Here is a 22,975-nt window from a genome sequence, read left to right as displayed (position 1 = left end):
GCCTGCCGCGTCGGCTTTCTTTTTCTGATGTTGTCTGACAAGCAACCCCCAACCGGAACACACCATGGACCACGGCTTCTACCCGACCAATCTCAACGGCGAAGGCCTGCGTATCGGCATCGTCCAGGCACGCTTTAACGAACCCGTATGCGAAGCGCTGCGCGAAGCCTGCGTCGCTGAGCTGGAACAACTCGGCGTGGCCGGCGAAGACGTGCTGCTGGTGACCGTGCCGGGCGCCTTGGAAGCTCCGCTGGCATTGCAGAAGATGGCCGAATCGGGCCAGTTCGATGCGCTGATCGCCCTGGGCGCGGTTATCCGCGGCGAGACGTACCACTTCGAGCTGGTGTCCAACGAATCGGGCGCCGGCATCACGCGCGTGGGCCTGGACTTCAACATCGCCATCGCCAATGGCATCCTGACCACCGACACCGATGCACAGGCCCACGCCCGTACGCGCGAAAAGGGTCGCGACTGCGCCCGTACCGCCGTTGAAATGGCCAACCTGACCAACGACCTCGACGGTCTGCAGGACCACGGCCAGGAAGACGACGGCGAGAATGAATAAGCGCGCCCTCGCGCAAAGGCTTTTCCCATGACGCAAGACAATTCCCAAGCCAAGACCAAGGCACCCGCAAAAAGCGCGCGCCGCCGTGCGCGCGAACTGGCGTTGCAAGGTCTGTATCAATGGCTGCTTAATCGCAACGACCCGGGCGTGGTCGAGGCGCATCTGCAGGACGCGCAAGGCTTCAACAAGGCCGACCGTGCGCACTTCGACGCGCTGCTGCACGGCGCCATCCGCGAAGAAACCACGCTCACCGAGGCCTTCACGCCGTATCTGGATCGCCCGGTCGCCGAGCTGTCGCCGGTCGAACGTGCCGCTCTGCTGGTCGGCGCGTACGAACTGGTGCACTGCGTGGACATCCCGTACAAGGTCGTGATCAACGAGGCAGTTGAACTGACCAAGACCTTTGGCGGCGTGGAAGGCTACAAGTACGTCAATGGCGTGCTGGACAAGCTGGCCGCCCAGGTGCGTGCTGTCGAGGTCGCTGCCCGCCGCTGAGTCCGACACAGTCGGCATTTGCTGTTCGCTTTACCTTTTGGTTTCGCCTCAAAGATGGACGCCCACCGCCTGCACACAGCCGCCCGGCTGGCCAATATCCGCGCCTTTCACGTGATGGAGCTGGCCAAGCAGGCCCGCGAGCTGGAGCTGGCGGGGCGCAGCATCATCCACATGGGCATCGGCGAACCGGATTTCACCGCCGCTGAGCCCGTCGTGCAGGCCGCCGCTGACGCGATGCGGCGCGGCGTCACGCAATACACTGGGGCGCTGGGCATCCGCCCGCTGCGCCAGGCAATCGCCCGCTACTACAAGACCACCTACGGCCTCGATATTGCGCCCGAGCGCATCATCGTCACGGCCGGCGCGTCGGCTGCGCTCCTGCTGGCGTGTGCGGTGCTGGTGGAGATTGGCGGCGAGGTGCTGATGCCCGATCCGAGCTACCCGTGCAACCGGCACTTCGTGGCCGCCTTCAATGGCGAGGCGAAGCTGGTGCCATCGGGCCCCGAAGAACGCTTTCAGTTAACGGCCGAGCAGGTCGAAACTCACTGGAGCGAACGCACACAGGGCGTGTTGCTGGCTTCCCCGTCCAACCCGACGGGCACGTCGATCCTGCCGGACGAGTTGCAGCGCATCGTGCACACGGTACGCGCGCGCGGCGGGTTCTCGATCGTCGATGAGATTTATCAAGGCCTGTCGTATGACCAGGCGCCGGTCTCTGCGCTGTCGTTCGGCGATGATGTTGTCACGATCAACAGCTTTTCGAAGTATTTCAACATGACTGGCTGGCGCCTCGGCTGGCTGGTGGCGCCCACCGAGCTGGTGCCTGAGTTCGAAAAGGTTGCGCAGAACCTGTTCATCTGCGCGTCGGCCGTGGCGCAGTACGCAGCGCTCGCCTGCTTCGAGCCGCAAGCGTTGGCGATTTACGAAGAGCGCAAGGCCGAATTCCGCCGCCGCCGCGATTTTATCGTGCCGGCGCTGGAGTCCCTGGGTTTCAAGGTGCCGGTCAAGCCGGACGGCGCGTTCTATGTATACGCCGATTGCCGTGGCGTGAACCATCCGCACGCCGCTGACGCCGACGCCCTTACCCAGTCGATGCTGCATGACGCGGGCGTGGTGCTGGTGCCGGGGCTGGATTTCGGCCCGCATACGGCGCAACACTACATCCGGCTGTCGTACGCAACATCGATGTCGCATCTGGAGGAAGCGGTCGCAAGGCTCGACAAGCTGTTCGGCCGGTAGAGCACCTTACGCCCTGTTCAAACAAAAAGGCCGTCCCAAAGGACGGCCTTTCTTATAGCGCAGCAAAGCAGATCGATCAGGCTTGCCCTTGTTGGGATTTGTCGTCCAGGCGCGCCTCTTCCTGCTGACCCGCAGCCGGTTGCTTGTCGGCCGGCTTGGCGGCTTGCGTCTTTGCATCGGCCTGGGTCACAGGCGTTGCTGTTGCCACCGGCTTCGCCGGTTCGCGCTCCGACGCTGCGGTCATCGGCGAACGATGCCCCGTCGCCACCATGCGCAGGCGCGAACGCTCTTGCAGCACCTTGCCGCCGTAGCCGCCATCGCCCTGCGTAACCGCACCAACATACAGCTTCAGGCCGCCCTCGATCGAACCGCCACGCGCGATGCAATCCTTCAGCACCAGCGCACCGACCTTGATGTTGGCGTACGGGTTGAGTGCAGCACCAACGCCGCCCATCACTTCGTATTTGTCCTGGTGGACCTTGGTCATGACCTGCATCAGGCCCTGTGCACCCATGCCGCTTTCGGCGAACGGGTTGAAGCTGGACTCGATGGCCATCACGCCCAGGATCAGCAGCGGGTCCAGGCCGACTTCCTTGCCAGTCTGATAAGCCGCTTTCACCAACTGACCGGTGGCGGTGGCCGCCACACGGTACTTGCGGGCGATGTACTCGGCCACGGCCGCCTGCTCACGCGGGGTACCGGTGGTCGCCGACTCACGCGCGTCGCGGACGACTTGCGTGTTCGGAATCTGCGCAGCCAGCTCGGCCACGGATGGCACCTTCGACAGCGTGTCCCAACCGGCAGCCGCAACCGTGCCGCCCTGGGCCGCGGCGGGTGCCACAGCCTGAGCAGCGCCCGTACCGGCCGATGGTGCAGTCGGCGCAAAGGCCACCGGTTGCACGCCAGCCGCAATCGCGGGTGACGGATTGGCCAAGGCGACACTGGTGTCGACGCCCGGCGTGAAATGCAGCACGCGTTGAGCGACCGTGGCACGCCACTCGCCATTGAGCGAGAGTGCAACTGCGGCGGCCACCGCCAGCAAGCCGATGCTATTGAGCACGACATGCCCGCTGCGGAACACCAGCAGTACGCCCGGATGCAACTCATTGCGGGACGCGGCAGCGCCCCCTGCGTTCAACTCCATGCGCAGCTTACGAGGCAGCGCAACTTGACCTGCACGCGCGAGGCGGCGGCCAACCGGGGCAACGAGCCGGCGTTGCAGCGCCGATCCGATCCCGGAAGAATGAAGGGTTTTCCAACCGTTCATACTTACCTCCGTCCGCTGCGCAGATTCGCTAGACGCCTTTCTTTTGCATGGCGCCGTGCGTTTCGAATCGCAACGGTTTTTAGTAAGGATGCCGCGCTGTTGCAGTCAGCCGGCATCTGTTGGGGGCACTCCCCTAGTGCCCAGAGAAATGCGGGCCGTGTCCTTGGGGAGGTCACGTCCCGCAGCGATGCTGATGTGCTCTGGTGTCGCCCCTCACACGCATGAGAGTTGGGCGAAGGCATTAGCCAAAAATATGTTGCGTTGCAACAATTAGCAGATCGGATTGGATTGTAGGAAGCGCGTTATTCCAAGTCAATCATAAAGAAGTTGTTTTTCATATCTAAAAGTTATGATCAGACCCCCGTTGTTGGGACTGGCTGACCTGCGATGCGTTCTGTCATCAGGCTGCCATGGGGTTTTGGTCGTACAATCGCGGCCACCCCGCCTACACCAAAAAAATCGCGCTCGGGCAACCGTTCGGCGGGCCATGCCCTCCGCGTGACAGCGGACTCACTTTACCTTTGGTTACAAAATCTCCATGCAATACAGAGACTTACGTGACTTTCTCGCCCAACTGGAACGCACGGGCGAACTGCGTCGCGTGCGCCAGCCGGTGTCGCCGCGCCTGGAAATGACCGAAGTCTGTGACCGCCTGCTGCGCGCCGAGGGCCCCGCGGTGGTGTTCGAGCAGCCAGTGGACGGTGCACAGAAGTACGACATGCCGGTGCTCGCCAATCTGTTCGGCACCACGCGCCGTGTGGCGCTAGGCATGGGAGCGGAGTCGCTTGACGAGTTGCGTGACGTGGGGCGTCTGCTCTCTGCATTGAAAGAGCCTGAGCCGCCGCGCGGTCTGCGTGAAGCCGGCAAGCTGTGGACCATGGCCAAAGCTGTGTGGGATATGGCGCCACGCAAGGTGTCGTCGCCGGCGTGCCAGGAGATCGCGTGGGAAGGCGATGATGTGGATCTCGCACGCATTCCCGTGCAGACATGCTGGCCGGGCGATGCGGCACCGCTCGTCACGTGGGGGCTGGTCATCACGCGCGGGCCGCACAAGAAGCGGCAAAACCTCGGCATCTATCGCCAGCAGGTGATCAGCCGCAACCAAGTCATCATGCGGTGGCTGGCGCACCGGGGCGGCGCGCTGGACTTCCGCGAGCACGCCATTGCCAATCCTGGTCAGCCGTTTCCGATTGCCGTGGCGCTGGGTGCGGACCCGGCCACCATCCTCGGCGCGGTGACGCCGGTGCCAGATACGCTGTCTGAATATCAGTTCGCGGGTCTGCTGCGAGGCAGCCGTACCGAGCTGGCCACCTGCCTGACACCCTCGCTCGCACAGGCGCAACTGCAAGTGCCGGCTGGCGCCGAGATCATCCTCGAAGGCCACATCCAGCCAGACCCGACGCACCCGAGCGGCTATCAGCACGCACTCGAAGGCCCCTTCGGCGATCACACCGGCTATTACAACGAGCAGGACTGGTTCCCCGTGTTCACGGTCGAGCGCATTACGATGCGCCGCGATCCGATCTATCACTCCACGTATACAGGCAAGCCGCCCGATGAGCCCGCGGTGCTGGGCGTGGCGCTCAACGAAGTATTCGTGCCGCTGTTGCAGAAGCAGTTTCCGGAGATTGCGGATTTCTATCTGCCGCCCGAGGGCTGTAGCTACCGCATGGCGCTGGTCAGCATGAAGAAGCAGTACGCCGGTCACGCCAAGCGCGTGATGTTTGGCGTGTGGAGCTTCCTGCGGCAGTTCATGTATACGAAGTTCATCGTGGTGGTGGACGACGACGTGAATCTGCGCGACTGGAAGGAAGTGATCTGGGCGATCACCACCCGCGTGGACCCGGCGCGCGACACGGTGATGGTAGAAAACACGCCCATCGACTATCTCGATTTCGCCTCGCCTGTTTCGGGCTTGGGCTCCAAGATGGGTATCGACGCCACCAATAAATGGCCCGGCGAAACCACGCGCGAATGGGGCCAGCCCATTGTCATGGATGCCGCCGTCAAAGCCAGGGTCGACACCATGTGGGACACCTTGTTCCAATAGCCATAAGGACTGGCGGGCCACGCTGCGAGCGAACGGTCGTTCGGTTATTCTTAGCGAGTTAAGCGACTGCTGCATCTAAAAGGCGGGCCCCTCCGGCCCGCCTTCCTTATGGAGAACGCCATGGCCGAAGCACTCGACTCCTCCCGCACCGGCGCCAACGCGCTGGAGCGCATCAAAGACCGCACCCTCATCAAAACGCAGTCCTATGTGGATGGCGCATGGGTTGGTGCGGCAGACGGAGCCACCTTTCCCGTCTACGACCCCGCCACCAACACGCATCTGGCCGACGTCGCCAACCTGGGCCATGCGGAAACGCTGCGCGCCATCGACGCCGCCAACGCGGCATGGCCGGCCTGGCGAGAATTGACCGGCAAGGAACGCGCCGGCCTGATGCGCCGCTGGTTCGACCTGCTCATCGCCAACGCAGATGACCTCGCCGCGCTGATGACCGCCGAGCAAGGCAAGCCGCTGGCCGAAGCCAAGGGCGAAATCGTCTACGGTGCATCGTTCATCGAGTGGTTTGCCGAAGAAGCCAAGCGCGTCTCGGGCGACGTGATGGCCAGCACTTGGCGCGACAAGCGCATGGTCGTGCTCAAGCAGCCGGTGGGCGTGTGCGCATCCATCACGCCGTGGAACTTCCCGCTGGCGATGATCACCCGCAAAGTGGCGCCGGCGATGGCCGCAGGCTGCACCATCGTCATCAAGCCGGCCGAACAGACGCCGCTCTCTGCGCTGGCAATGGCCGAACTGGCGCACCGCGCGGGCATTCCCAAGGGCGTGGTCAACGTGGTGACGGGCGATGCGGATCGCTCGATCGCCATCGGCAAGGCGTTGTGCGAATCGCCGATCGTGCGGCACCTGTCGTTCACCGGTTCGACGCCGGTGGGCCGCATCCTGATGGAGCAGTGCTCGCCAACGGTGAAGAAGGTTGCGCTGGAGCTTGGCGGCCATGCGCCGTTCATCGTGTTCGACGATGCGGACATCGATGCGGCTGTGGAAGGGGCGGTGCAGTCAAAGTATCGCAACGCGGGCCAGACCTGCGTGTGTACGAACCGCTTCTACGTGCATGCCTCGGTGTACGACACGTTTGTCGAAAAGCTCTCGGCCAAGGTGCGCGGCATCAAGGTCGGCAACGGCTTTGATACGGGCGTGGTGCAAGGCCCGCTGATTGACGATCAGGCCGTGGAGAAGGTGCAGCGCCATATCAGCGACGCGACGCAGAAGGGTGCGCGCGTGACCGCTGGCGGCAAGCTGATGCAGGGCTTCGGCTCGCAACGCTTTGTCGAACCCACCGTGCTGGCCGACGCCACGCCCGAGATGCTGATCGCGCGCGAGGAAACGTTCGGCCCCGTCTCCGCCATCTTCAAGTTCCAGGACGAGGCAGAAGTCGTGCGTCTGGCCAACGACACCGAATTCGGCCTCGCCTCGTACTTCTTCAGCCGCGACATCGGCCGCATCTGGCGCGTGGCCGAGCAGCTTGAATACGGGATGGTCGGCATCAACACGGGGCTTATCTCGAACGAGGTGGCGCCGTTTGGTGGCATCAAACAATCGGGCCTGGGCCGTGAGGGTTCGGTCTATGGCATCGACGAATATCTGGAATTGAAGTACCTCTGCATGGGCGGCATCTAAGCCGCGCTCTACCCCATCGGCCGACCCGCCGCATCGAGCGGGCGGCCTTCCCCCTTGCCGTTCGGCGGAGGAGACACATGAGCACCATCCAGGAAGGCGCCCTGTTATGGACGCCGTCGGCTGACTTCATCGCGCGTTCGCGCCTGACGCATTACCTCGACTGGCTCGCACGCGAACGCGGCCTGCGCTTCTCGGCCACCACGCCCGAGGGCTACGCCCAACTCTGGGACTGGTCCACCACCGAACTCGAAGCGTTTTGGACTTCTGTCTGGGACTACCTCGACCTGCGCGCCTCCACACCGTTTACGCAAATGCTGGGGGACCGCACCATGCCCGGCGCGCAATGGCTCGTAGGTGCCAAGCTGAATTACGTCGACCAAGTCATGCGCCACGTGGAGGAAGGCGGCAGCCCCGACCGCACCGCCATCCGCTACGCCAGCGAAACCAAGCCGCTGACCGACCTGTCGTGGCGCGAACTGCGCCGCCGCGTTGCATCGCTGGCCGACGCGCTGCGCAAAATGGGCGTGGTGCCGGGCGACCGCGTGGCCGCCTATCTGTCGAACACGCCGGACGCCATCATCGCGTTTCTTGCTACGGCCAGCGTCGGGGCCATCTGGTCAGTCTGCGCGCCTGACATGGGCCAGGTGGCCGTCACCGACCGCTTTCGCCAGATTGAACCCAAGGTGCTGATTGCGGTAGATGGCTATCACTACGGTGGCCGCTCGTTCGACCGCACCGGCGTCGTCGCAGAGATGATCGCCGCGCTGCCGACGGTCGAACACATCGTGCTGGTGCCGCAGTTGTTTGGCGAGACCGACCGCGCACGCTTCCCGCAAGCCCAGGACTGGCGCGACCTGACGGCAAACGACGTGCCGCTCGTCGTCACGCCCGTGGCGGCCGATCACCCGCTGTGGATTCTGTATTCGTCCGGCACCACCGGCATGCCCAAACCCATCGTGCACGGCCACGGCGGCCTGCTGCTCGTGCAGACGATGATGGGCGCGCTGCACCTCGACCTCGGCCCGGCCGACGTCTACCACTGGTACAGCAGCACAGGCTGGGTCATGTGGAATTCGCAGGCGAGCGGCCTGCTCGGCGGCGTCACGCTCGCCATTTACGACGGCAACCCCGGCACGCCCGACCTCAACACGCTATGGCGCTTTGCGCAGGACGCGGGCGTGACATTCTTCGGTGCGGGCGCGGCATTCTTCGCCAACTGCCTGAAGGCCGGTATCGAGCCCGGCCGCGATTTCGATCTGTCGAAACTGCGCGCGGTCGGCTCAACCGGCTCGCCGCTTTCTGCTGAGGCCTACGACTGGATCTACCACCACGTCAAGGCCGACGTCTGGCTCAACCCGATTTCCGGCGGCACCGACTTTGCCGGCTGCTTCGTCGGCGGCGTGGCCACCCTGCCCGTCTACGCGGGCGAGATGCAATGCCGCAACCTGGGCTCGCGCGTGGAAGCGCTGGATGAAGCCGGACAACCGCTCATCGACGCCGTGGGCGAGCTGGTCTGCACCGCGCCCATTCCGTCGATGCCGCTTTTTTTCTGGGGCGACGCCGACGGCAGCCGCTACCGCGACAGCTACTTCGACATGTACCCCGGCCAGTGGCGCCACGGCGACTGGATCAAGATCACCCCGCGCGGCGGCGCCATCATCTACGGGCGCTCCGACGCCACCATCAACCGCCACGGCATCCGCATGGGCACGGCCGAGCTCTATCGCGTGGTGGAAGACCTGCCGGAAGTGCTCGACAGCCTGGTCGTCGATCTGGAGTTCCTCGGCCGCGAATCGTTCATGCCGCTGTTTGTCGTCTTGCGCGATGGCGCGGTGCTCAACGACGCGGTGCGCAATACGATCAATGCCCGCATCAAAGCAGGGCTATCGGCGCGGCATGTGCCCAACGTCATCGTGCAGGCGCCGGGCGTGCCGCGCACGCTGTCGGGCAAGAAGATGGAGGTGCCGATCAAGAAGCTGCTGCTGGGCGCCCCGCCGGAGCGCATCGCCAACCCCGATGCAATGGCTAATCCGGACGTGCTGGCGTGGTATGCAAACTACGCCCGTACGCTGGCGGCACAAACCAGCGCTACCGGCGAAGCCGCGCCGGCACTGGAATCGTGGCGGAGCTAGACCGATCGTTCGCCTTGCGCCTTACAATCTCGGTCAATCGTACGATGGCATGGCACAGACAGGCTGACTAACGTACAGCGTGCACCGGTGCAACAAGACACCGGGCTCGCTGCTTTAACGGGGAGTCATCATGCTTGCAACCACGAGCGTTCTGATCAAAACGGACGACGGCCGCGAGGCCCTGGCCGAGCGCCGTCATGACATGCAGATGCGCCAGCGCCATCTGCTCATCCTGATCGACGGCGCCCGCACGGTCGGCCAACTGCATCAACTGCTGAGCGACTGGCCGGACGTCGACGAACTGCTCGCCGGGCTACAGCAGGCCGGCATGGTCGACGTGCTGCCCAGTCTCTCGCGCGAAGGCGACCCGGTTGCCAAAGCCTTTGACCCCATCGCGCACTTCAACCGCCCCATGCTCGACGATGAAGCCGACAGCGAGCCTGCTGCCCTGTCGCTCATCTACGACGAATTGCCGCCGTTGACCGGCATGACGCTCGGCCTGCAGGCGGTGGCCGCGCCCGTCGACGAACCGGCCGCCAATGACGCGAACCCGCCGCAGTTGGCACCACCCCCAGCGTTCGCGGCACCGCAGCCCGCTGTCCCGCCGGAGTTGGCCGACGTGTTGCCCAATGTGGTGAAGGTGGAGTTGATGCGCCTGGCCGTACAGCACTTCGGTTCGGCCGCAGGTGCAGCCATGCCACTACTGCGCGCCTGCAAGGAAGACCCGCAATCGCTCTGCGATGTGATTGCCGCGTGCGCCAAGGCCGCAACACCAACCGCTGGTGAACATGCCGCAGCAAAATTCGTGGATGGAGCGATGCGGGCGATGGCGCAGCGGCGGTAGGCGCCGCTGGCAGACAAACGAAGACGAAGCGGGTCAACCTGTCGCCCTCCCCCTGCCTGCGCAGGCTGCAGCTACTGGAAGAGGCGGGCGTGATCCGGGGTTATACGGCCATCGTCAACGAAGCGGCGTACGGCTTGCCGGTGACAGCGTTCGTCCATATTCGTCTGCAGCAGCACACGCGGGAGGTGGTTGCGGCCTTCGAGAACCGCATCCGCGCCATCGACGCGATCCTTGATTGCTACGTGCTGACCGGCGAAGCGGATTATCTGTTGCGCGTGCTGGTGGAAAGCCTGCAGGACTACGAACAGTTCGTGCGCGGCCAGTTGCACGCCATTTCTGGCATTGGCCGCCATCGACACGAGCTTTGCCTACGGCGTGGTCAGGCGCTCAACCGTGTTTCCGGCGTGGGATGAGAACCGAAGAAGCCCAGGGCGGCGTCGCAAAGCGCCGCCAGGCCAGCAAAGCGGCAACACCAGCAAGAAAAGTGCGACATAACCGACTTTTCGGCCCAACGCCGACCCGCTTCGCTTGCCCAAGCGCCGCAACCCCGCATAGAATGTCGGGCTACGCGGGCGTCGTATAATGGTAATACCCTAGCTTCCCAAGCTAGAGCCGTGGGTTCGATTCCCATCGCCCGCTCCACCGAACAGTCTGAAGCCGCCCTCGGCGGCTTTTTTGTTGCCCGCTCGCCCTTCGTTCCATCGACGGGCATACGGCACGGGATCTTCATGCAGCCCATCGAACAGTCGGGCACCGGCCCCGCCGACACCACGCCGGAATCGCAAGACGCCAACGCCACCGAAGGCACTGACGAGATCGGCCACCCGCGCCGCATCCGCTCCTTCGTGCGCCGCGCCGGCCGCACATCTACCGGCCAGCAGCGTGCCATTGACGAACTGGGCCCGCGCTTTCAGTTGCCCTACGCCGCCGCGCCGCTCGATTGGGAGGCCACCTTCGGCCGACCTGCTGCCCGCCGCATCTTCGAGATCGGCTTCGGTATGGGCGAGACCACCGCACATATCGCGCAACTGCGTCCGGACGACGATTTCCTGGGGGTGGAAGTACACGAGCCCGGCGTGGGCGCGCTGCTCAAGCTGATCGGCGAGCGCGAAATCGGCAACATCCGCATCATTTCGCACGATGCGGTGGAAGTGCTGGCGCAGATGATTCCGGAAGGCACGCTCGACGGCATCCATGTGTTCTTCCCCGACCCGTGGCACAAGAAGCGCCACAACAAGCGGCGCCTGATCCAGGGGCCGTTTGTGGCGCGTCTGGCGGCGCATCTGAAGCCCGGCGGCTACCTGCATTGCGCGACGGATTGGGAGGAATACGCCCACCAGATGCTTGAGGTGCTCTGCGCCGAGCCGACGTTGGAGAACACCGCTGACGGCTTCGCGCCGCGCCCCGACTATCGCCCCGTCACCAAGTTCGAGAAACGCGGCCTGCGCCTTGGGCACGGCGTGTGGGACTTGGTTTTCCGCAAGCGCGGCTGACCACATCCGCGCGCTGCTGCGAGTTAGCGCGCGCCGAAATGCGTATCGCCGAAGAGGTTCTTGGCGTGACGCGGGAAGGCGCGCCAGTATTGCGGCGGCGCCTTGATCGTCGCGCCAAGCTCCGCAGCCGCAGCCCACGCCCAGTGCGGGTTGTAGAGAAACGCGCGGCCGACAGCGACCAAATCTGCACGCCCCTGCGCAACGATGGCCTCGGCCTCGTGCGCCTCGTTGATGAGGCCGACGGCGATGGTCGGGATGTCCGCCTCGTTGCGAATCTTCTCGGCAAATGGCACCTGGTAGCCAGTTGACAGCGGAATCTGCTGCAGCGGCGACACCCCGCCTGACGACGCATCGATCCAATCGCAGCCGCGCGCCCGCAGCGCCTGCGCAAACACCACCGAATCTTCCGGCGTCCAGCCGCCTTCCACCCAATCGGTGGCCGACACGCGCACACCCACCGGAATGTTGTCCGGCACCACGGCGCGCACAGCGTCAAAAATCTCTAACGGATAGCGCATGCGGTTCTCACGCGAGCCGCCGTACGCATCAGTGCGCTGGTTGGCGATTGGCGAAAGGAATTCGTGCAGCAAATAGCCATGCGCGCAGTGCAGCTCGATGGCCACCATGCCCAGACGCACGGCACGGCGCGCAGTGGCGACAAACTGATCGCGCACGTGGGCGAGATCGGCGTCGTTCATTTCACGCGGCGCGCGCTCTTCAGGTCGTTGCGATAGCGCGGACGGGCCCATCGTTTCCCAACCGCCCGCGTCGAGCGGCAGCAGCGCGCCACCTTCCCACGGGCGGGCGCTCGAAGCCTTGCGGCCGGCGTGTGCGATCTGCATGCCGATCGGCACCAGCGCGTTCTGCCGAATGGCGCAGAGCGTACGCTCGAGCGCCGCTTCGGTCGCGTCATCCCACAAACCCAGGCAACCGTTGGTGATGCGCCCTTCCGGTGATACCGCGGTCGCCTCAATCATCAGCAAACCCGCACCGGAAAGCGACAGGCCACCCAGATGCGTGTGATGCCACGCGGTGGCCTGGCCGCTATCGGCCGAGTATTGGCACATCGGCGAAATGACGATGCGGTTCTCAAGCGTGAGACCGCGCAGGGAAAAAGGCTGGAACAGTGCACTCATGATCGGTGGATTCGGCTAGTAGCGGCTGGCAAAGGAAACCGCCAGTGTGTCCGAATCCGCCCGATCGTGCAGACGGCGCGAAAGCCCGCGCCGAGGGAGGGAAATTACGTGCGCTGGCTCAGCTTGGCCATTCAGGCCTGCCAGGCGATGAGGTGCGTGTATGCCGTTACCAGGACGATGATGCCGAAGATGATCCGGTACCACGCAAAGCCACGGAAATCGTGCGTGGCAATGAACTTCAGCAGCCAGCGCACGCAGAAGAACGCCGAGATGAACGCGGCCACAAAACCCACCGCGAAGATCGACAGATCATCGGCCGACAGCAGCGCGCGCGACTTGTACAGCTCGTACACCGTCGCACCAAAGATCACGGGAATCGCCAGGAAGAACGAGAACTCCGTCGCCACCTTGCGCGACAAGCCGAACAGCAGGCCGCCGATGATGGTCGAGCCCGAGCGCGACGTACCCGGAATCAGTGCAAAGCACTGCGCGAAGCCCACCTTGATGGCATCGGAGATACGCAAATCATCCAGCGTTTCGATGCGCGGCGCACCGGCCTTGGCGGCTTCGAGCAGCGCATTGGCGCGCGGGTCGTGCGTCTCGCCGCGATGACGTTCGCGCCATTCGGCCCACAGGATCACGAAGCCGCCAATGATAAACGCCGACGCCACCACGATCGGGTTGAACAGATGCGCTTTGATTGCCTTGCCGAAGATCAGCGCCAGCGTGATCGCGGGAATCGTGGCGACGATCACGTTGATCGCAAAACGCTGCTGACGCGGGTCGTTTGGCAAGCCCTTGATCACATCGATGATCTTATGGCGGAACTCCCAGCACACCGCCAGGATGGCGCCGAACTGGATCACGATCTCGAAGATCTTGCCCTTCTCGTCATTGAAATCAAGCAACTGGCCAGCAAGGATCAGGTGCCCGGTGCTGGAGATGGGAAGGAACTCGGTCAGGCCTTCGACGATGCCGAGAATCAGCGCTTTGATGGCGAGTGCGATGTCCATGCAGTAAGCAAAGAGAGAAAAGAAAAACGAAGCGCTGGGCGTGCCGCGACGTTCAAGGCCGCTTGGCCTGTACGTGCACGCCTTCGGGCAAAACCGTGATTGTACCGGGCTCTACGGCAATGCCAGCCACTTTCAGCTGTTCGGGCTTGAACGTGTAGACGGCGTAGTCGTTGAGCAACTGCCCCGCGACCAGCGAACCGATCGCGCTGATCTGCGGACCGATGCCGCCGGGCACGTTCTGCAGATCGAAGCGATCCACGCTGGGCTGATCGAGGCGGATAGAGCGCGTGGGCGCGTCGTAATGCAGGCCGCTGGAGACCGCCAGCGGCCCCGTCAGCGGCTGACGGAACAGGCCGCTGTCCACCACGGCATCCGCCTGGATGGCGATACGATTGCGCGACGGGTCGAGCGACACCTGCGGGTTGGTCAGCGTCACGTCAAAAAAGCCGAGAAAGCGCCGCTGGAACGGAAATTTGTGCGCCAATGCATCTTGCATCTGGCTGCGCGAGAAGGTGTAGCCATCGCCCGTCCAGCCAGTCGGCATGCAGGCCACGAGCGTGACGGCAATGGCAACCGCAACGGCGGCCGCGCCCGCCCACCAGCGAATGCGGCGGGAACGGGCAGAAGATGCGATGGAAGAAGAATCAGTCATGGCAAATCAGGGCGCTGCGGTGGCGATTTCAAGTCGGGTCAGGAACTGCATGGCGTGTGTGGCAGAGCCACCGCACATGTCGGCATCGGGCTGCAGGCTGCCGCACACCGCGGGGCGTTCCGGGCGGCCAAAGAGTCGACAGCCGTTGGCCTCGTCCAGTTGCGCGCAGCGCACGCCCGCTGGCTTGCCATTCGGCATGCCAGGGATGGGGCTGGAGATGGAAGGCGCGATGCAGCACGCGCCACAGCGGGGTCGGCAGTCCATGCTGTCCGAATCAACGAAATCAGAGGGCGAAAACCGCTATTGTGCACCAGCACAATCGAGGCCCAGTCCGATTGACAATACCGATGCCGCTTGACCGCAACCTTGCGGCATGCGTACATTAATGACCGGAAAGTAAGTTATCTGTGAGTCAGTGAGTGATATTGCTCGCTGGCTGACACCCTACCGTAGTTGCCCGCCGTGACTGATCGAGATTCCGACGCTTCCTCCAAACGCTGGACCCGCCGCAAAGAGGCCCGCCCGCAAGAACTGGTCGCCGCCGCGCTGAACCTGTTCGTGGCGCGCGGCTATGCGGCCACGAGACTGGAAGATGTGGCTTCTGCCGCTGGCGTGTCCAAGGGCACGGTCTACCTGTACTTCGCCAACAAGGAAGAGCTGTTCAAAGCCGTGGTGCAGGAAAACCTGGTGCCCGCGCTGGCCGAGGGCGAAGCCCTGATCAGCAGCTTTGAAGGCACCAGTGAAGCGCTGTTGCACGAAATCCTGATGGGCTGGTGGGAGCTGATCGGCGAATCGCCAGCATCGGGGCTGACCAAACTTCTGATGGCCGAATCAGGCAATTTTCCCGACTTGGCGCAGTACTACCACGAAGAAGTCATCGAGCGCTGCGATCGCCTGTTCGCGCGCATCCTCGAACGCGGTATGGCACGCGGCGAGTTCCGCAACGTCAATATCGACCTGACCACGCTGACCATGGTCGCGCCGATGATCTTTCTGATGATGTGGAAGCACTCGTTCGGCCCGTGCTCGCATCGGGAGCTGGAGCCGAAGGCGTTTATTGCCCACGTGGTCTCGCTGCTGCTGCACGGCGTGCTGTGCAATCCGGCGACCGGCCCAGTGATTCCGCCGCCGCCCGCACTCACCGCGCAGCCCTGGCGCCCCCTCTCTGACAACGCAGGCAAGCCCGATGAAGGCGCCTCGTCATGACAATGTCTGCCGGAATGTCCTCCGGACTTGCTAAAATGCCGGGTTTGTCGTCAAACCCTCATTCGCATCACTCGCTCCGCGTGGAAGGCATGCCCATGGACATCGAAAAATCCCGGTTCAACATGATCGAGCAGCAAATCCGTCCTTGGGACGTGCTCGATACCGACGTGCTCGACCTGCTGACGGTCGTCAAGCGCGAGCATTACGTGCCTGCGGCCTACCGCGCGCTGGCTTTCGTCGACATGGAGATTCCGCTGCCCTGCGGCCAGAACATGCTGGCCCCGCGCGTGGAAGCGCGCGTGCTGCAGGAGCTGGCTGTGCGCAAGCACGAAGACGTGCTGGAAATCGGCGCGGGCTCGGGCTACATGGCTGCCCTGCTGGCGCATCGCGGCCGCCAGGTCACCACGCTGGACATCGTGCCTGAACTGGTCGCCTTCGCCCGCGACAACCTCTCGCGCAACGGCGTGACCAACGTCGATGTGGTTGAGGCCAGCGGCGCCCAAGGCTGGGGCGATGGCCTGTACGACGTGATCTGCGTGTCGGGCTCGGTGCCGGCAGTGCCGGAAGCGCTGCTCAAGCAGCTCAAGGTGGGCGGTCGCCTGTCGATCTTCGTGGGCAGCGCTCCGGTCATGGAAGCGCAACTCATCACGCGCATCTCCAACACCGAATATCAGACGCGCAACCTGTTCGAGACCTACGTGACGCCGCTGGTGGGTGTTCCCGCGCCGTCTCCGTTCCGCTTCTGATCCACCTCGGCTCCCCCAATCATCATGCAACAGCTCGCTCCCACCACCCTCGCCCAATGGCTCGCCGACGCATCGCGCGCAAAGCCCGTCCTGCTCGACGTGCGCTGGACGGAGGAGGTGGAAATCTGTGCCATTCCTGGCATCACGCACATCCCGATGGATCAAATCCCGGCGCGTGCCAGCGAGCTGAATGCTGACCAAGACATCGTCTGCATCTGCCACCACGGCGGACGCAGCGCGCAGGTTGCGCAGTATCTGATCACGCAAGGCGGCTTTGATGCCGCGCGTATCTACAACCTGCAAGGCGGCGTCCACGCCTGGGCCAACCAGGTGGACCCGCAGATGGCGACGTACTGATTGAGGAAGCCGCCGCCGGGCGAACAACCTAAACCCGCTCACGATCCACGGACTGTGAACGGGCTCTGACGCGCCCGCGCTGCCTTCCGAACGTTTTCCTCGCTCGGGGGCTTTATGAATGTTGCTCGCAGTAGCCGCACGCGGATGGCCGCGCGCGGTTCGCTTGTTGTGCTGTGCTGGTCGATGATGCCAATGTTCGCGTGGGCGCAGTCCCAACCGAACGTGCCGGCTGCGACCGACCTTCTTTCTGCCTACCGCGCCGCGCTGGCCAACGATCCGCAATTCGCATCGGCCCGTGCGCAGTCGCTCGCGCAGCGCGAAAAGCTCACGCAGGGCCGCGCTGGTTTGCTGCCGCAGATTGGTGGTGCCTGGAGTTCGACGCGCATCATCTTCGATCAAACCGCGCCGGCCAAATTCAACAAGACCTTCTCGTCGACGGGCTGGACGCTTTCACTGTCGCAGCCGCTCTTGCGCTGGGATCGCTGGGAAACCTACAAACAGGGCGAGATTGCCTCGCAAGCTGCCGAGGCCTCGCTCGCGCAAGCACAACTCGACCTCATCACACGCACCGCGCAGGCCTACTTCGACGTGCTCAACGCGCAGGACACGCTGCAGCTGGCCACCGCGCAGCGCGATGCGATCCAGCAGCAGTACGAGCAGGCGCGCCGCAACTTTGATGTCGGCAACGCCAACATCACTGACGCCAACGACGCCCAAGCGCGCCGCGATGCAATCGACGCCAGCGTCATCGCCGCGCGCAGCGACTTTGAGATCAAGCAATCGGCGCTCCAGCAGATCATCGGCCAGCCCGTTGCCACACTGGCCGGTGTGCGCACTGGTGTGACGATTCCGCAGCCTGAGCCGGCTTCGGCAGAACCCTGGGTGGACCAGGCACGCAGCAGCAATCTGCAAGTGGCACTGGCGCAATACAACCTGCAAAGCGCCGAACGTGATGTGAAGAAAGCGACCGCAGGCCACCTGCCCTCGGTCGATCTGGTGGCGCAAACCGGCCACACGAATGCCAGCGGCAACCAATACCTGCCGTCGCTGCCGGGGGGCGCACGCTTTGACAGCTCGCAGATCGGCGTGCAGGTGTCGATTCCGATCTTCGCGGGCGGCGCGATCCAGTCGCGCGTGCGCGAGAACATTGCGCTGGAAACCAAGGCTGCGAACGATCTCGAATACGCCCGCCGTTCTGCCGAGCAGGGCGCGCGGCAAGCGTACATCGGCGTGATTGCGGGACTGGCGCAGGTCAAGGCGCTGGAAGCGGCCGAGCTGTCGGCGCGCACGGCGTACGATTCGAACCAGCTCGCGTATGGCGTGGGGGTGCGCATCGGCACCGATGTGCTCAATGCGCAGGCGCAGCTCTTTCAGGCACGGCGCGATCTGGCACGCGCGCGTTACGACACCATCGTCAACGGGCTGCGGCTGAAGTCTGCCGCCGGCTCGCTGAGTGAAACAGACGTGATCCAGGTGAACACGCTGCTCACGGCCAGCGGTTCAAGCGATATCACCGCGTTGCCGCCAGCAAGCGCCAAACCCGCATCGACGAAACCCGCTGGCAAATCGGCCAAACGCTGATCAGTGTGTCTGGCCGCGCGGCGGCAGGGGGCGCTCGGCAAACTGCAGCAGCGCGCCGCTGGTGGTCTTCCAGATGACCTGACGGCCCTGTTTGCCATCGGCCGAGGGCTGCATGCCCACCGTCGCCAGCGGCGACTTGAGCGCCTCCAGGAACGCGGTCTCCAGCTCCATGCGCGCCGGGTCGCACGCGATGCGTGTCGATACCAGATTGCCGAAGCGCATGCCCGAGGCAAGCTTCTCGTACGGCCCCGAGAAACGATTGCAACCCGAGTAACCCGACGCCACGCCATTGGCGGCTTCCAGGCCTGCGCTGAACTCGATCGAGATCGGTTGCGTGGCCGGATCAGCATCGCCCCCCTCAGCGGAAGGCAATTCCCTGGGTGCGGCGCCCGACTCTTGCCAGCGCACCAGCACGAAGCGCGAACGGCCTTCGCCTTGCGCTTGGGTAAGCGTCGCCTGGCCAGGGTTGGGGGCCGCGTTGGCGGGTGTCTGTTTGGTTTCGGCAGCAGGCGCCGACGCGGTTGCGGGAGCTGCCGTAGCGGGCACGGACGAAGGCCTCGGCGTCATGCAGCCGGCACCGATAATGGTGGCGGCCGTTACTGCGGCCAGCGCTGCGGCTGTCAGCACCACGCGGCGTGGCGTCTGCAACAGGCTCGGCTTCGGACGATTCGGTTGGGACATAAACGAGTCGTGAACGGTGATGGAATGCAAACTACATGAAGAGCCGTTAGTCTGCCTGGCTCGCCATGAGTTCGCACTTTTCGTGCCGGACGCGCACTGCGTTACAGCGTCGGCAACACCAGAGACGCCACCGCCTCCACCGTGCGCGCTGTTGCGCCGCCATGCGTGGAGGCAAAGGCCAGCGCAGCGCGCGATGCAGCCTCGCGCGCATCGGCGTCGGAGAGCCACGCGTCAATCACACGCATTACCGCAGCGGCGCCTTCCACCTGTTTGCAAGCCCCTGCAGCCACTGCATCACGCGTCGCCTGTGCAAAGTTGAATGTGTGCGGGCCGATGACCACCGGCGTGCCAACCGCGCAGGCCTCGATCAGGTTCTGCCCACCCAGCGGAAGCAGGCTGCCGCCGATAAACGCCACTTCGGCAGCCGCGTAGTACAGCGCCATCTCGCCCATCGAGTCCCCGAGCAGGACGTCCGCATCAGCAAGATCAGCTGCGTTCGCCACCCCCGCCGCAGACAGAGACAACGCACTGCGACGCACGACACGCAAGCCGGCACGCTCGGCGGCTTGGGCCGCTTCATCAAAACGCTGCGGATGGCGCGGCACGAGAATCAGCAACGCATGCCGACGCCCGACGTGCTGCGCGCGATGTGCCTGCCATGCGTCGAGCAACAATGCCTCTTCGCCCTCACGCGTGCTCGCGGCCACCCATGCCGATCGCCCGCGCAATGCATCGTGAAGCACGCGGCCGGCCATGATCTGGTCCACATGCGGCGTGATGTCGAACTTCAGGTTGCCTGTCACGCGCACGCGCGGCACACCGAGCGAGCGGTAGCGGTCGGCATCGTCGGGCGTCTGGGCGAGCACGGCGGCGAGTTGAGCGTACGTCTGGCGCGCGGCATCGCCCAAGCGTGCGGTACGCCGGTGGCTGCGCGCAGACAGGCGCCCGTTGACAAGCACCATCGGCACACCAGCCGCGTAGGCACGTTCGATCAGCACCGGCCAGATCTCGGTTTCCATCAGCAAGCCCAGGCGCGGCTGAAAATGCCGCAGAAACCGATCGACGGCACTGGGCAAGTCGTACGGCAAATACGCCTGGATGACACGGCCGTTACGCTGCGCCGCGAATTCGGCACCCGTGCGGCGGCCCGTCGGCGTCATATGCGTGAGCAGCACAGCGTGGTGCGGAAAGCGCGCAAGCAGCGCATCAATGAGTGGCTGCGCTGCGCGCGTCTCCCCCACTGACACGGCATGCACCCACAGCAACGGACGATCTGGATTCGGGCGTGGGCGGTAGAAGCCAAGCCGCTCGCCGACGTGCTGGCGATAACCGGGTTCCTTGCGGCCACGCCACCAAAGGCGCAGCAATGCGAACGGCAGCGCGATGCGCCACAACCAGCGATACAGAATACGCAGCATCAGAGGACACCCAGCGCACGCAGCGCATCGAGCGCCTGCGCGCTGGTGGGATGAGCCTCGGCGCTGCCGAGGTCGTGCACGTTAGGCGTCCAGTAACCGCCCGTGCGCCACGACGTGGTGAAGTTATAGAGCGCCACGGTCGGCTTGCACAGCGCTGCGGCAATGTGCACAAGACCGGTATCCACCCCCACCACCGCCGTCGCCTGGTCGAGAAACGCCGTCACATCCGGCAGCGACATGCGCGGCGGAATCACCACACGGCCCACCGTGCCTGGCGCCGCAGCGACGATGGCTTCGCGGATGGATTCGCTCGTGCGCCGCTCGGCCTCGCTGCCCCAAGGTAGAGCGATGGCATAGTCGCGCGCCAGCAACTCGCGCGCAACATCAACCCACGCCGCCTGCGGCCACCCCTTGTCGGCCCGCGAAGTCGCATGCACCAGCGCCACGTACGGACGCGGCAGCTTGAACGGCAAGTCTGCCGGCGGCTGCAAACCGAAATCGATCGTATCGGGCGTTGCGTAACCGAGTGCCTCCGCGACCATGCGGCGCGAACGCTCGACCACGTGCACACGCGGCTCCATGTCAACCTTGCGCTGATAGAACAGCTTGGCGAGCGGCTCATAGCCGGCGCCCTCCGTGCGATTACCGAGGCCGGCAACGAAACCGTTTGGCGTCAATTTGGCCTGCGCCGCAATGAGCGCCGTCTTGATGAGGCCCTGCGTGTCGAGCACCGCATCGTAAGACTTGGCGCGCAGAGCGCGACGGAACGCCGCCATTTCGCTCCACGTCTTGCCAGAGCCCAGCGACTTGCGCCACCGCCTCAATGCAAACGGAATCACGCCCTGCACACCGCGCACGATGCGCACGATGCCGGCAAAGCCTTCTTCGACCACCCAGTCGATCTCGGCATCCGGATAGGCGCGCAGGATGTCCGCCACGACCGGCGTGCAATGCACCACATCGCCAAGCGACGATACCTTGACGATCAGCACACGCATGCCGTCACCCCTTCCCCCAACTTCATGAGTGCAGGCCGTGCGATCAGAACGGCAGTTGCGCGTCCGGCTTCTCGGCCAGGATCACGCGGCGGAATTCGCCCTGGATACGCGCCATCGCTGCATCGTTGTCGGCCTCAAAACGCATCACCACCACCGGCGTGGTGTTGGAGGGGCGCGCCAGACCGAAGCCGTCTTCGTATTCCACGCGCACGCCATCGATGCGATTGACTTCCTTCGCGCCCGCAAACGTGGCGTTGGCCTTGATCTTGTCGAGCAGCTCGAACGATTCGCCCTCGGCGCACTTCAGCTGCAACTCGGGCGTGCAGTGCGAGTTCGGCAGCGCGTTGAGCGTAGCGCTCGGGTCCGCCAGACGCGAAACGATCTCGAGCAGGCGCGCGCCCGTGTAAAGGCCATCATCAAAGCCGTACCAGCGATCCTTGAAGAAGATGTGGCCACTCATCTCGCCAGCCAGCGGCGCACCGGTTTCCTTCAGCTTGGCCTTGACCAGCGAATGGCCCGTCTTCCACATCGTCGCCTTGCCGCCGTGCTCATGAATAAACGGCGCCAGCTTGCCCGTGCACTTCACGTCAAAGATGATTTCGCCGCCCGGGTTGCGCGACAGCACTTCCTGCGCGAACAACATCAACTGGCGGTCAGGGAAGATGACTTGGCCATCCTTGGTGACCACGCCCAGGCGGTCGCCATCGCCGTCGAAGGCGAGACCGAGTTCGCAGTCGGTGGTCTGCAGCGTACGCACGAGGTCTTGCAGGTTCTCAACGTGCGCCGGGTCCGGATGGTGGTTCGGGAAGTGGCCGTCCACCTCGCAGAACAGCTCCGTCACCTCACAACCCATCGCGCGGAACAGCTCTGGCGCAAAGGCACCCGCCACGCCGTTGCCGCAGTCCACGGCAATCTTCATCGGGCGGGTCAACTTAACGTCCGAAACGATTCGGTCGATGTACTGTTGGCGGATATCCACCTGCACGTAGCTGCCGGCACCTTCGGTAAAGTCGCCCTGCTCGATGCGCGTGCGCAGTGCCTGGATCTGCTCACCGTAGATGGCCTGGCCTGCCAGGACCATCTTGAAGCCGTTGTAGTCCGGCGGGTTGTGGCTGCCGGTGACCATCACGCCCGACGTGGCGCGACGGCCGGCCAGCTCGATGTTCGTGCCGAAGTACACCATAGGCGTAGCCACGAGGCCCAGATCGATCACATCGACCCCGCTCGCACGCAGGCCGTCCGCCAGCGCTGCCAGCAGTTCGGGGCCAGACAGGCGGCCATCGCGGCCGATCACCACGGCGGATTCACCCTTGGCGCGTGCTGCGGAACCGAAGGCACTGCCGATCAGGCGGGCGGTTTCAGCATCGACGGTTTTCCCGACGATGCCGCGGATGTCGTAGGCTTTGAAGATGGTGGGGGTGATTTGCATCGACATATACCCTGTTTCAATCGTTATTCGTAAAATGTGGG

22 protein-coding genes, 1 tRNA gene and 1 pseudogene are annotated in these 22,975 nt (G+C 64.2%); 15 read left to right on the top strand and 9 right to left on the bottom strand.

The annotated features are described in order from the left end of the window. Positions 1–64 precede the first annotated feature (64 nt). Genes ribH through PSUB009319_RS08865 form a run of 3 tightly spaced genes read left to right on the top strand, consistent with a single transcriptional unit; the run spans position 65 to position 2,299 of the window. Positions 65–565 (top strand): 6,7-dimethyl-8-ribityllumazine synthase, encoded by a 501-nt coding sequence (gene ribH / locus PSUB009319_RS08875; RefSeq protein WP_124381862.1) that lies wholly within the window; start codon positions 65–67, stop codon positions 563–565. A 27-nt stretch (positions 566–592) separates the two neighbouring features. Beyond that, positions 593–1,060, top strand: coding sequence for a transcription antitermination factor NusB (gene nusB, locus PSUB009319_RS08870; RefSeq protein WP_012761449.1), 468 nt, complete (start codon positions 593–595; stop codon positions 1,058–1,060). Between the two features lie 54 nt (positions 1,061–1,114). Beyond that, entirely contained in the window at positions 1,115–2,299 is a 1,185-nt protein-coding gene (locus PSUB009319_RS08865; RefSeq protein ID WP_124381861.1) for a pyridoxal phosphate-dependent aminotransferase, read from the top strand. A gap of 76 nt (positions 2,300–2,375) precedes the next feature. On the opposite strand, the gene PSUB009319_RS08860 is transcribed toward PSUB009319_RS08865, so the two are convergent. After that, positions 2,376–3,566 (bottom strand): lytic transglycosylase domain-containing protein, encoded by a 1,191-nt coding sequence (locus PSUB009319_RS08860; RefSeq protein WP_124381860.1) that lies wholly within the window; start codon positions 3,564–3,566, stop codon positions 2,376–2,378. 538 nt (positions 3,567–4,104) lie between these two features. On the opposite strand from PSUB009319_RS08860, the gene ubiD reads away from it, so the two are divergent. From ubiD to trmB, 8 genes and pseudogenes are all read left to right on the top strand, one after another. After that, the gene (gene ubiD / locus PSUB009319_RS08855) at positions 4,105–5,616 is read left to right on the top strand and encodes a 4-hydroxy-3-polyprenylbenzoate decarboxylase (protein WP_124381859.1); all 1,512 of its coding nucleotides are present in this window, start codon (positions 4,105–4,107) and stop codon (positions 5,614–5,616) included. A 120-nt stretch (positions 5,617–5,736) separates the two neighbouring features. Continuing rightward, positions 5,737–7,248, top strand: a complete 1,512-nt coding sequence (locus tag PSUB009319_RS08850) for an NAD-dependent succinate-semialdehyde dehydrogenase (protein ID WP_124381858.1) — start codon at positions 5,737–5,739, stop codon at positions 7,246–7,248. Between the two features lie 77 nt (positions 7,249–7,325). Further along, the gene (locus PSUB009319_RS08845) at positions 7,326–9,380 is read left to right on the top strand and encodes an acetoacetate--CoA ligase (RefSeq protein ID WP_124381857.1); all 2,055 of its coding nucleotides are present in this window, start codon (positions 7,326–7,328) and stop codon (positions 9,378–9,380) included. Between the two features lie 130 nt (positions 9,381–9,510). Next, the gene (locus PSUB009319_RS08840; RefSeq protein ID WP_124381856.1) at positions 9,511–10,224 is read left to right on the top strand and encodes a hypothetical protein; all 714 of its coding nucleotides are present in this window, start codon (positions 9,511–9,513) and stop codon (positions 10,222–10,224) included. Beyond that, a pseudogene (locus tag PSUB009319_RS23465) lies at positions 10,182–10,313 on the top strand (winged helix-turn-helix transcriptional regulator); the annotation flags it as partial. The gene PSUB009319_RS08840 and the pseudogene PSUB009319_RS23465, both read left to right, overlap by 43 nt. Next, positions 10,314–10,637: an Lrp/AsnC family transcriptional regulator gene (locus tag PSUB009319_RS23005; RefSeq protein WP_221620960.1), complete on the top strand. Its 324-nt coding sequence runs from the start codon at positions 10,314–10,316 to the stop codon at positions 10,635–10,637. A 155-nt stretch (positions 10,638–10,792) separates the two neighbouring features. Further along, positions 10,793–10,866: transfer RNA gene (locus tag PSUB009319_RS08830), tRNA-Gly, on the top strand. An 86-nt stretch (positions 10,867–10,952) separates the two neighbouring features. Continuing rightward, entirely contained in the window at positions 10,953–11,717 is a 765-nt protein-coding gene (gene trmB, locus PSUB009319_RS08825) for a tRNA (guanosine(46)-N7)-methyltransferase TrmB (protein ID WP_124381855.1), read from the top strand. Positions 11,718–11,740: 23 nt separating this feature from the next. On the opposite strand, the gene PSUB009319_RS08820 is transcribed toward trmB, so the two are convergent. The 4 genes from PSUB009319_RS08820 to PSUB009319_RS08805 form a co-directional block, all read right to left on the bottom strand. Continuing rightward, positions 11,741–12,853, bottom strand: a complete 1,113-nt coding sequence (locus PSUB009319_RS08820) for an NADH:flavin oxidoreductase/NADH oxidase (protein ID WP_124381854.1) — start codon at positions 12,851–12,853, stop codon at positions 11,741–11,743. A gap of 131 nt (positions 12,854–12,984) precedes the next feature. After that, on the bottom strand, positions 12,985–13,866 hold the full coding sequence (locus tag PSUB009319_RS08815) for an undecaprenyl-diphosphate phosphatase (RefSeq protein ID WP_009238869.1): 882 nt from the start codon (positions 13,864–13,866) through the stop codon (positions 12,985–12,987). A 52-nt stretch (positions 13,867–13,918) separates the two neighbouring features. Beyond that, positions 13,919–14,518, bottom strand: a complete 600-nt coding sequence (locus tag PSUB009319_RS08810) for a DUF1439 domain-containing protein (protein WP_124381853.1) — start codon at positions 14,516–14,518, stop codon at positions 13,919–13,921. Between the two features lie 6 nt (positions 14,519–14,524). Beyond that, the gene (locus PSUB009319_RS08805) at positions 14,525–14,782 is read right to left on the bottom strand and encodes a YkgJ family cysteine cluster protein (protein WP_124381852.1); all 258 of its coding nucleotides are present in this window, start codon (positions 14,780–14,782) and stop codon (positions 14,525–14,527) included. A gap of 198 nt (positions 14,783–14,980) precedes the next feature. On the opposite strand from PSUB009319_RS08805, the gene PSUB009319_RS08800 reads away from it, so the two are divergent. The 4 genes from PSUB009319_RS08800 (at position 14,981) to PSUB009319_RS08785 (ending at position 18,408) form a co-directional block, all read left to right on the top strand. Beyond that, on the top strand, positions 14,981–15,724 hold the full coding sequence (locus tag PSUB009319_RS08800) for a TetR/AcrR family transcriptional regulator (RefSeq protein ID WP_124381851.1): 744 nt from the start codon (positions 14,981–14,983) through the stop codon (positions 15,722–15,724). Positions 15,725–15,819: 95 nt separating this feature from the next. Continuing rightward, positions 15,820–16,470, top strand: a complete 651-nt coding sequence (locus PSUB009319_RS08795; RefSeq protein ID WP_185453432.1) for a protein-L-isoaspartate O-methyltransferase — start codon at positions 15,820–15,822, stop codon at positions 16,468–16,470. A gap of 24 nt (positions 16,471–16,494) precedes the next feature. Further along, a complete protein-coding gene (locus PSUB009319_RS08790; protein WP_124381849.1) occupies positions 16,495–16,827 on the top strand; it encodes a rhodanese-like domain-containing protein in 333 nt (110 codons plus the stop codon). Between the two features lie 144 nt (positions 16,828–16,971). Further along, entirely contained in the window at positions 16,972–18,408 is a 1,437-nt protein-coding gene (locus tag PSUB009319_RS08785; RefSeq protein ID WP_124381942.1) for a TolC family outer membrane protein, read from the top strand. Here the strand turns inward: PSUB009319_RS08785 and PSUB009319_RS08780 are convergent, their stop codons facing one another. From PSUB009319_RS08780 to PSUB009319_RS08765, 4 genes are all read right to left on the bottom strand, one after another. Further along, a complete protein-coding gene (locus PSUB009319_RS08780; RefSeq protein ID WP_124381848.1) occupies positions 18,409–19,089 on the bottom strand; it encodes an META domain-containing protein in 681 nt (226 codons plus the stop codon). It abuts the gene before it with no gap. A 101-nt stretch (positions 19,090–19,190) separates the two neighbouring features. Beyond that, positions 19,191–20,507, bottom strand: a complete 1,317-nt coding sequence (gene waaA, locus PSUB009319_RS08775) for a lipid IV(A) 3-deoxy-D-manno-octulosonic acid transferase (RefSeq protein ID WP_124381847.1) — start codon at positions 20,505–20,507, stop codon at positions 19,191–19,193. Further along, positions 20,507–21,505 (bottom strand): lipopolysaccharide heptosyltransferase I, encoded by a 999-nt coding sequence (waaC, locus tag PSUB009319_RS08770; RefSeq protein ID WP_124381846.1) that lies wholly within the window; start codon positions 21,503–21,505, stop codon positions 20,507–20,509. Before waaC ends, waaA begins: the two co-directional genes overlap by 1 nt. A gap of 43 nt (positions 21,506–21,548) precedes the next feature. Continuing rightward, positions 21,549–22,934 carry a phosphomannomutase/phosphoglucomutase gene (locus PSUB009319_RS08765; RefSeq protein WP_124381845.1) on the bottom strand — a complete coding sequence of 462 codons (1,386 nt, stop codon included), beginning with the start codon at positions 22,932–22,934 and terminating at the stop codon, positions 21,549–21,551. Between the last annotated feature and the right edge of the window lie 41 nt (positions 22,935–22,975).

Source organism: Ralstonia sp. SET104 (genome assembly GCF_003851545.1).
Lineage (GTDB): Bacteria > Pseudomonadota > Gammaproteobacteria > Burkholderiales > Burkholderiaceae > Ralstonia.
This window is presented reverse-complemented; position numbering and strand designations above follow the sequence as displayed.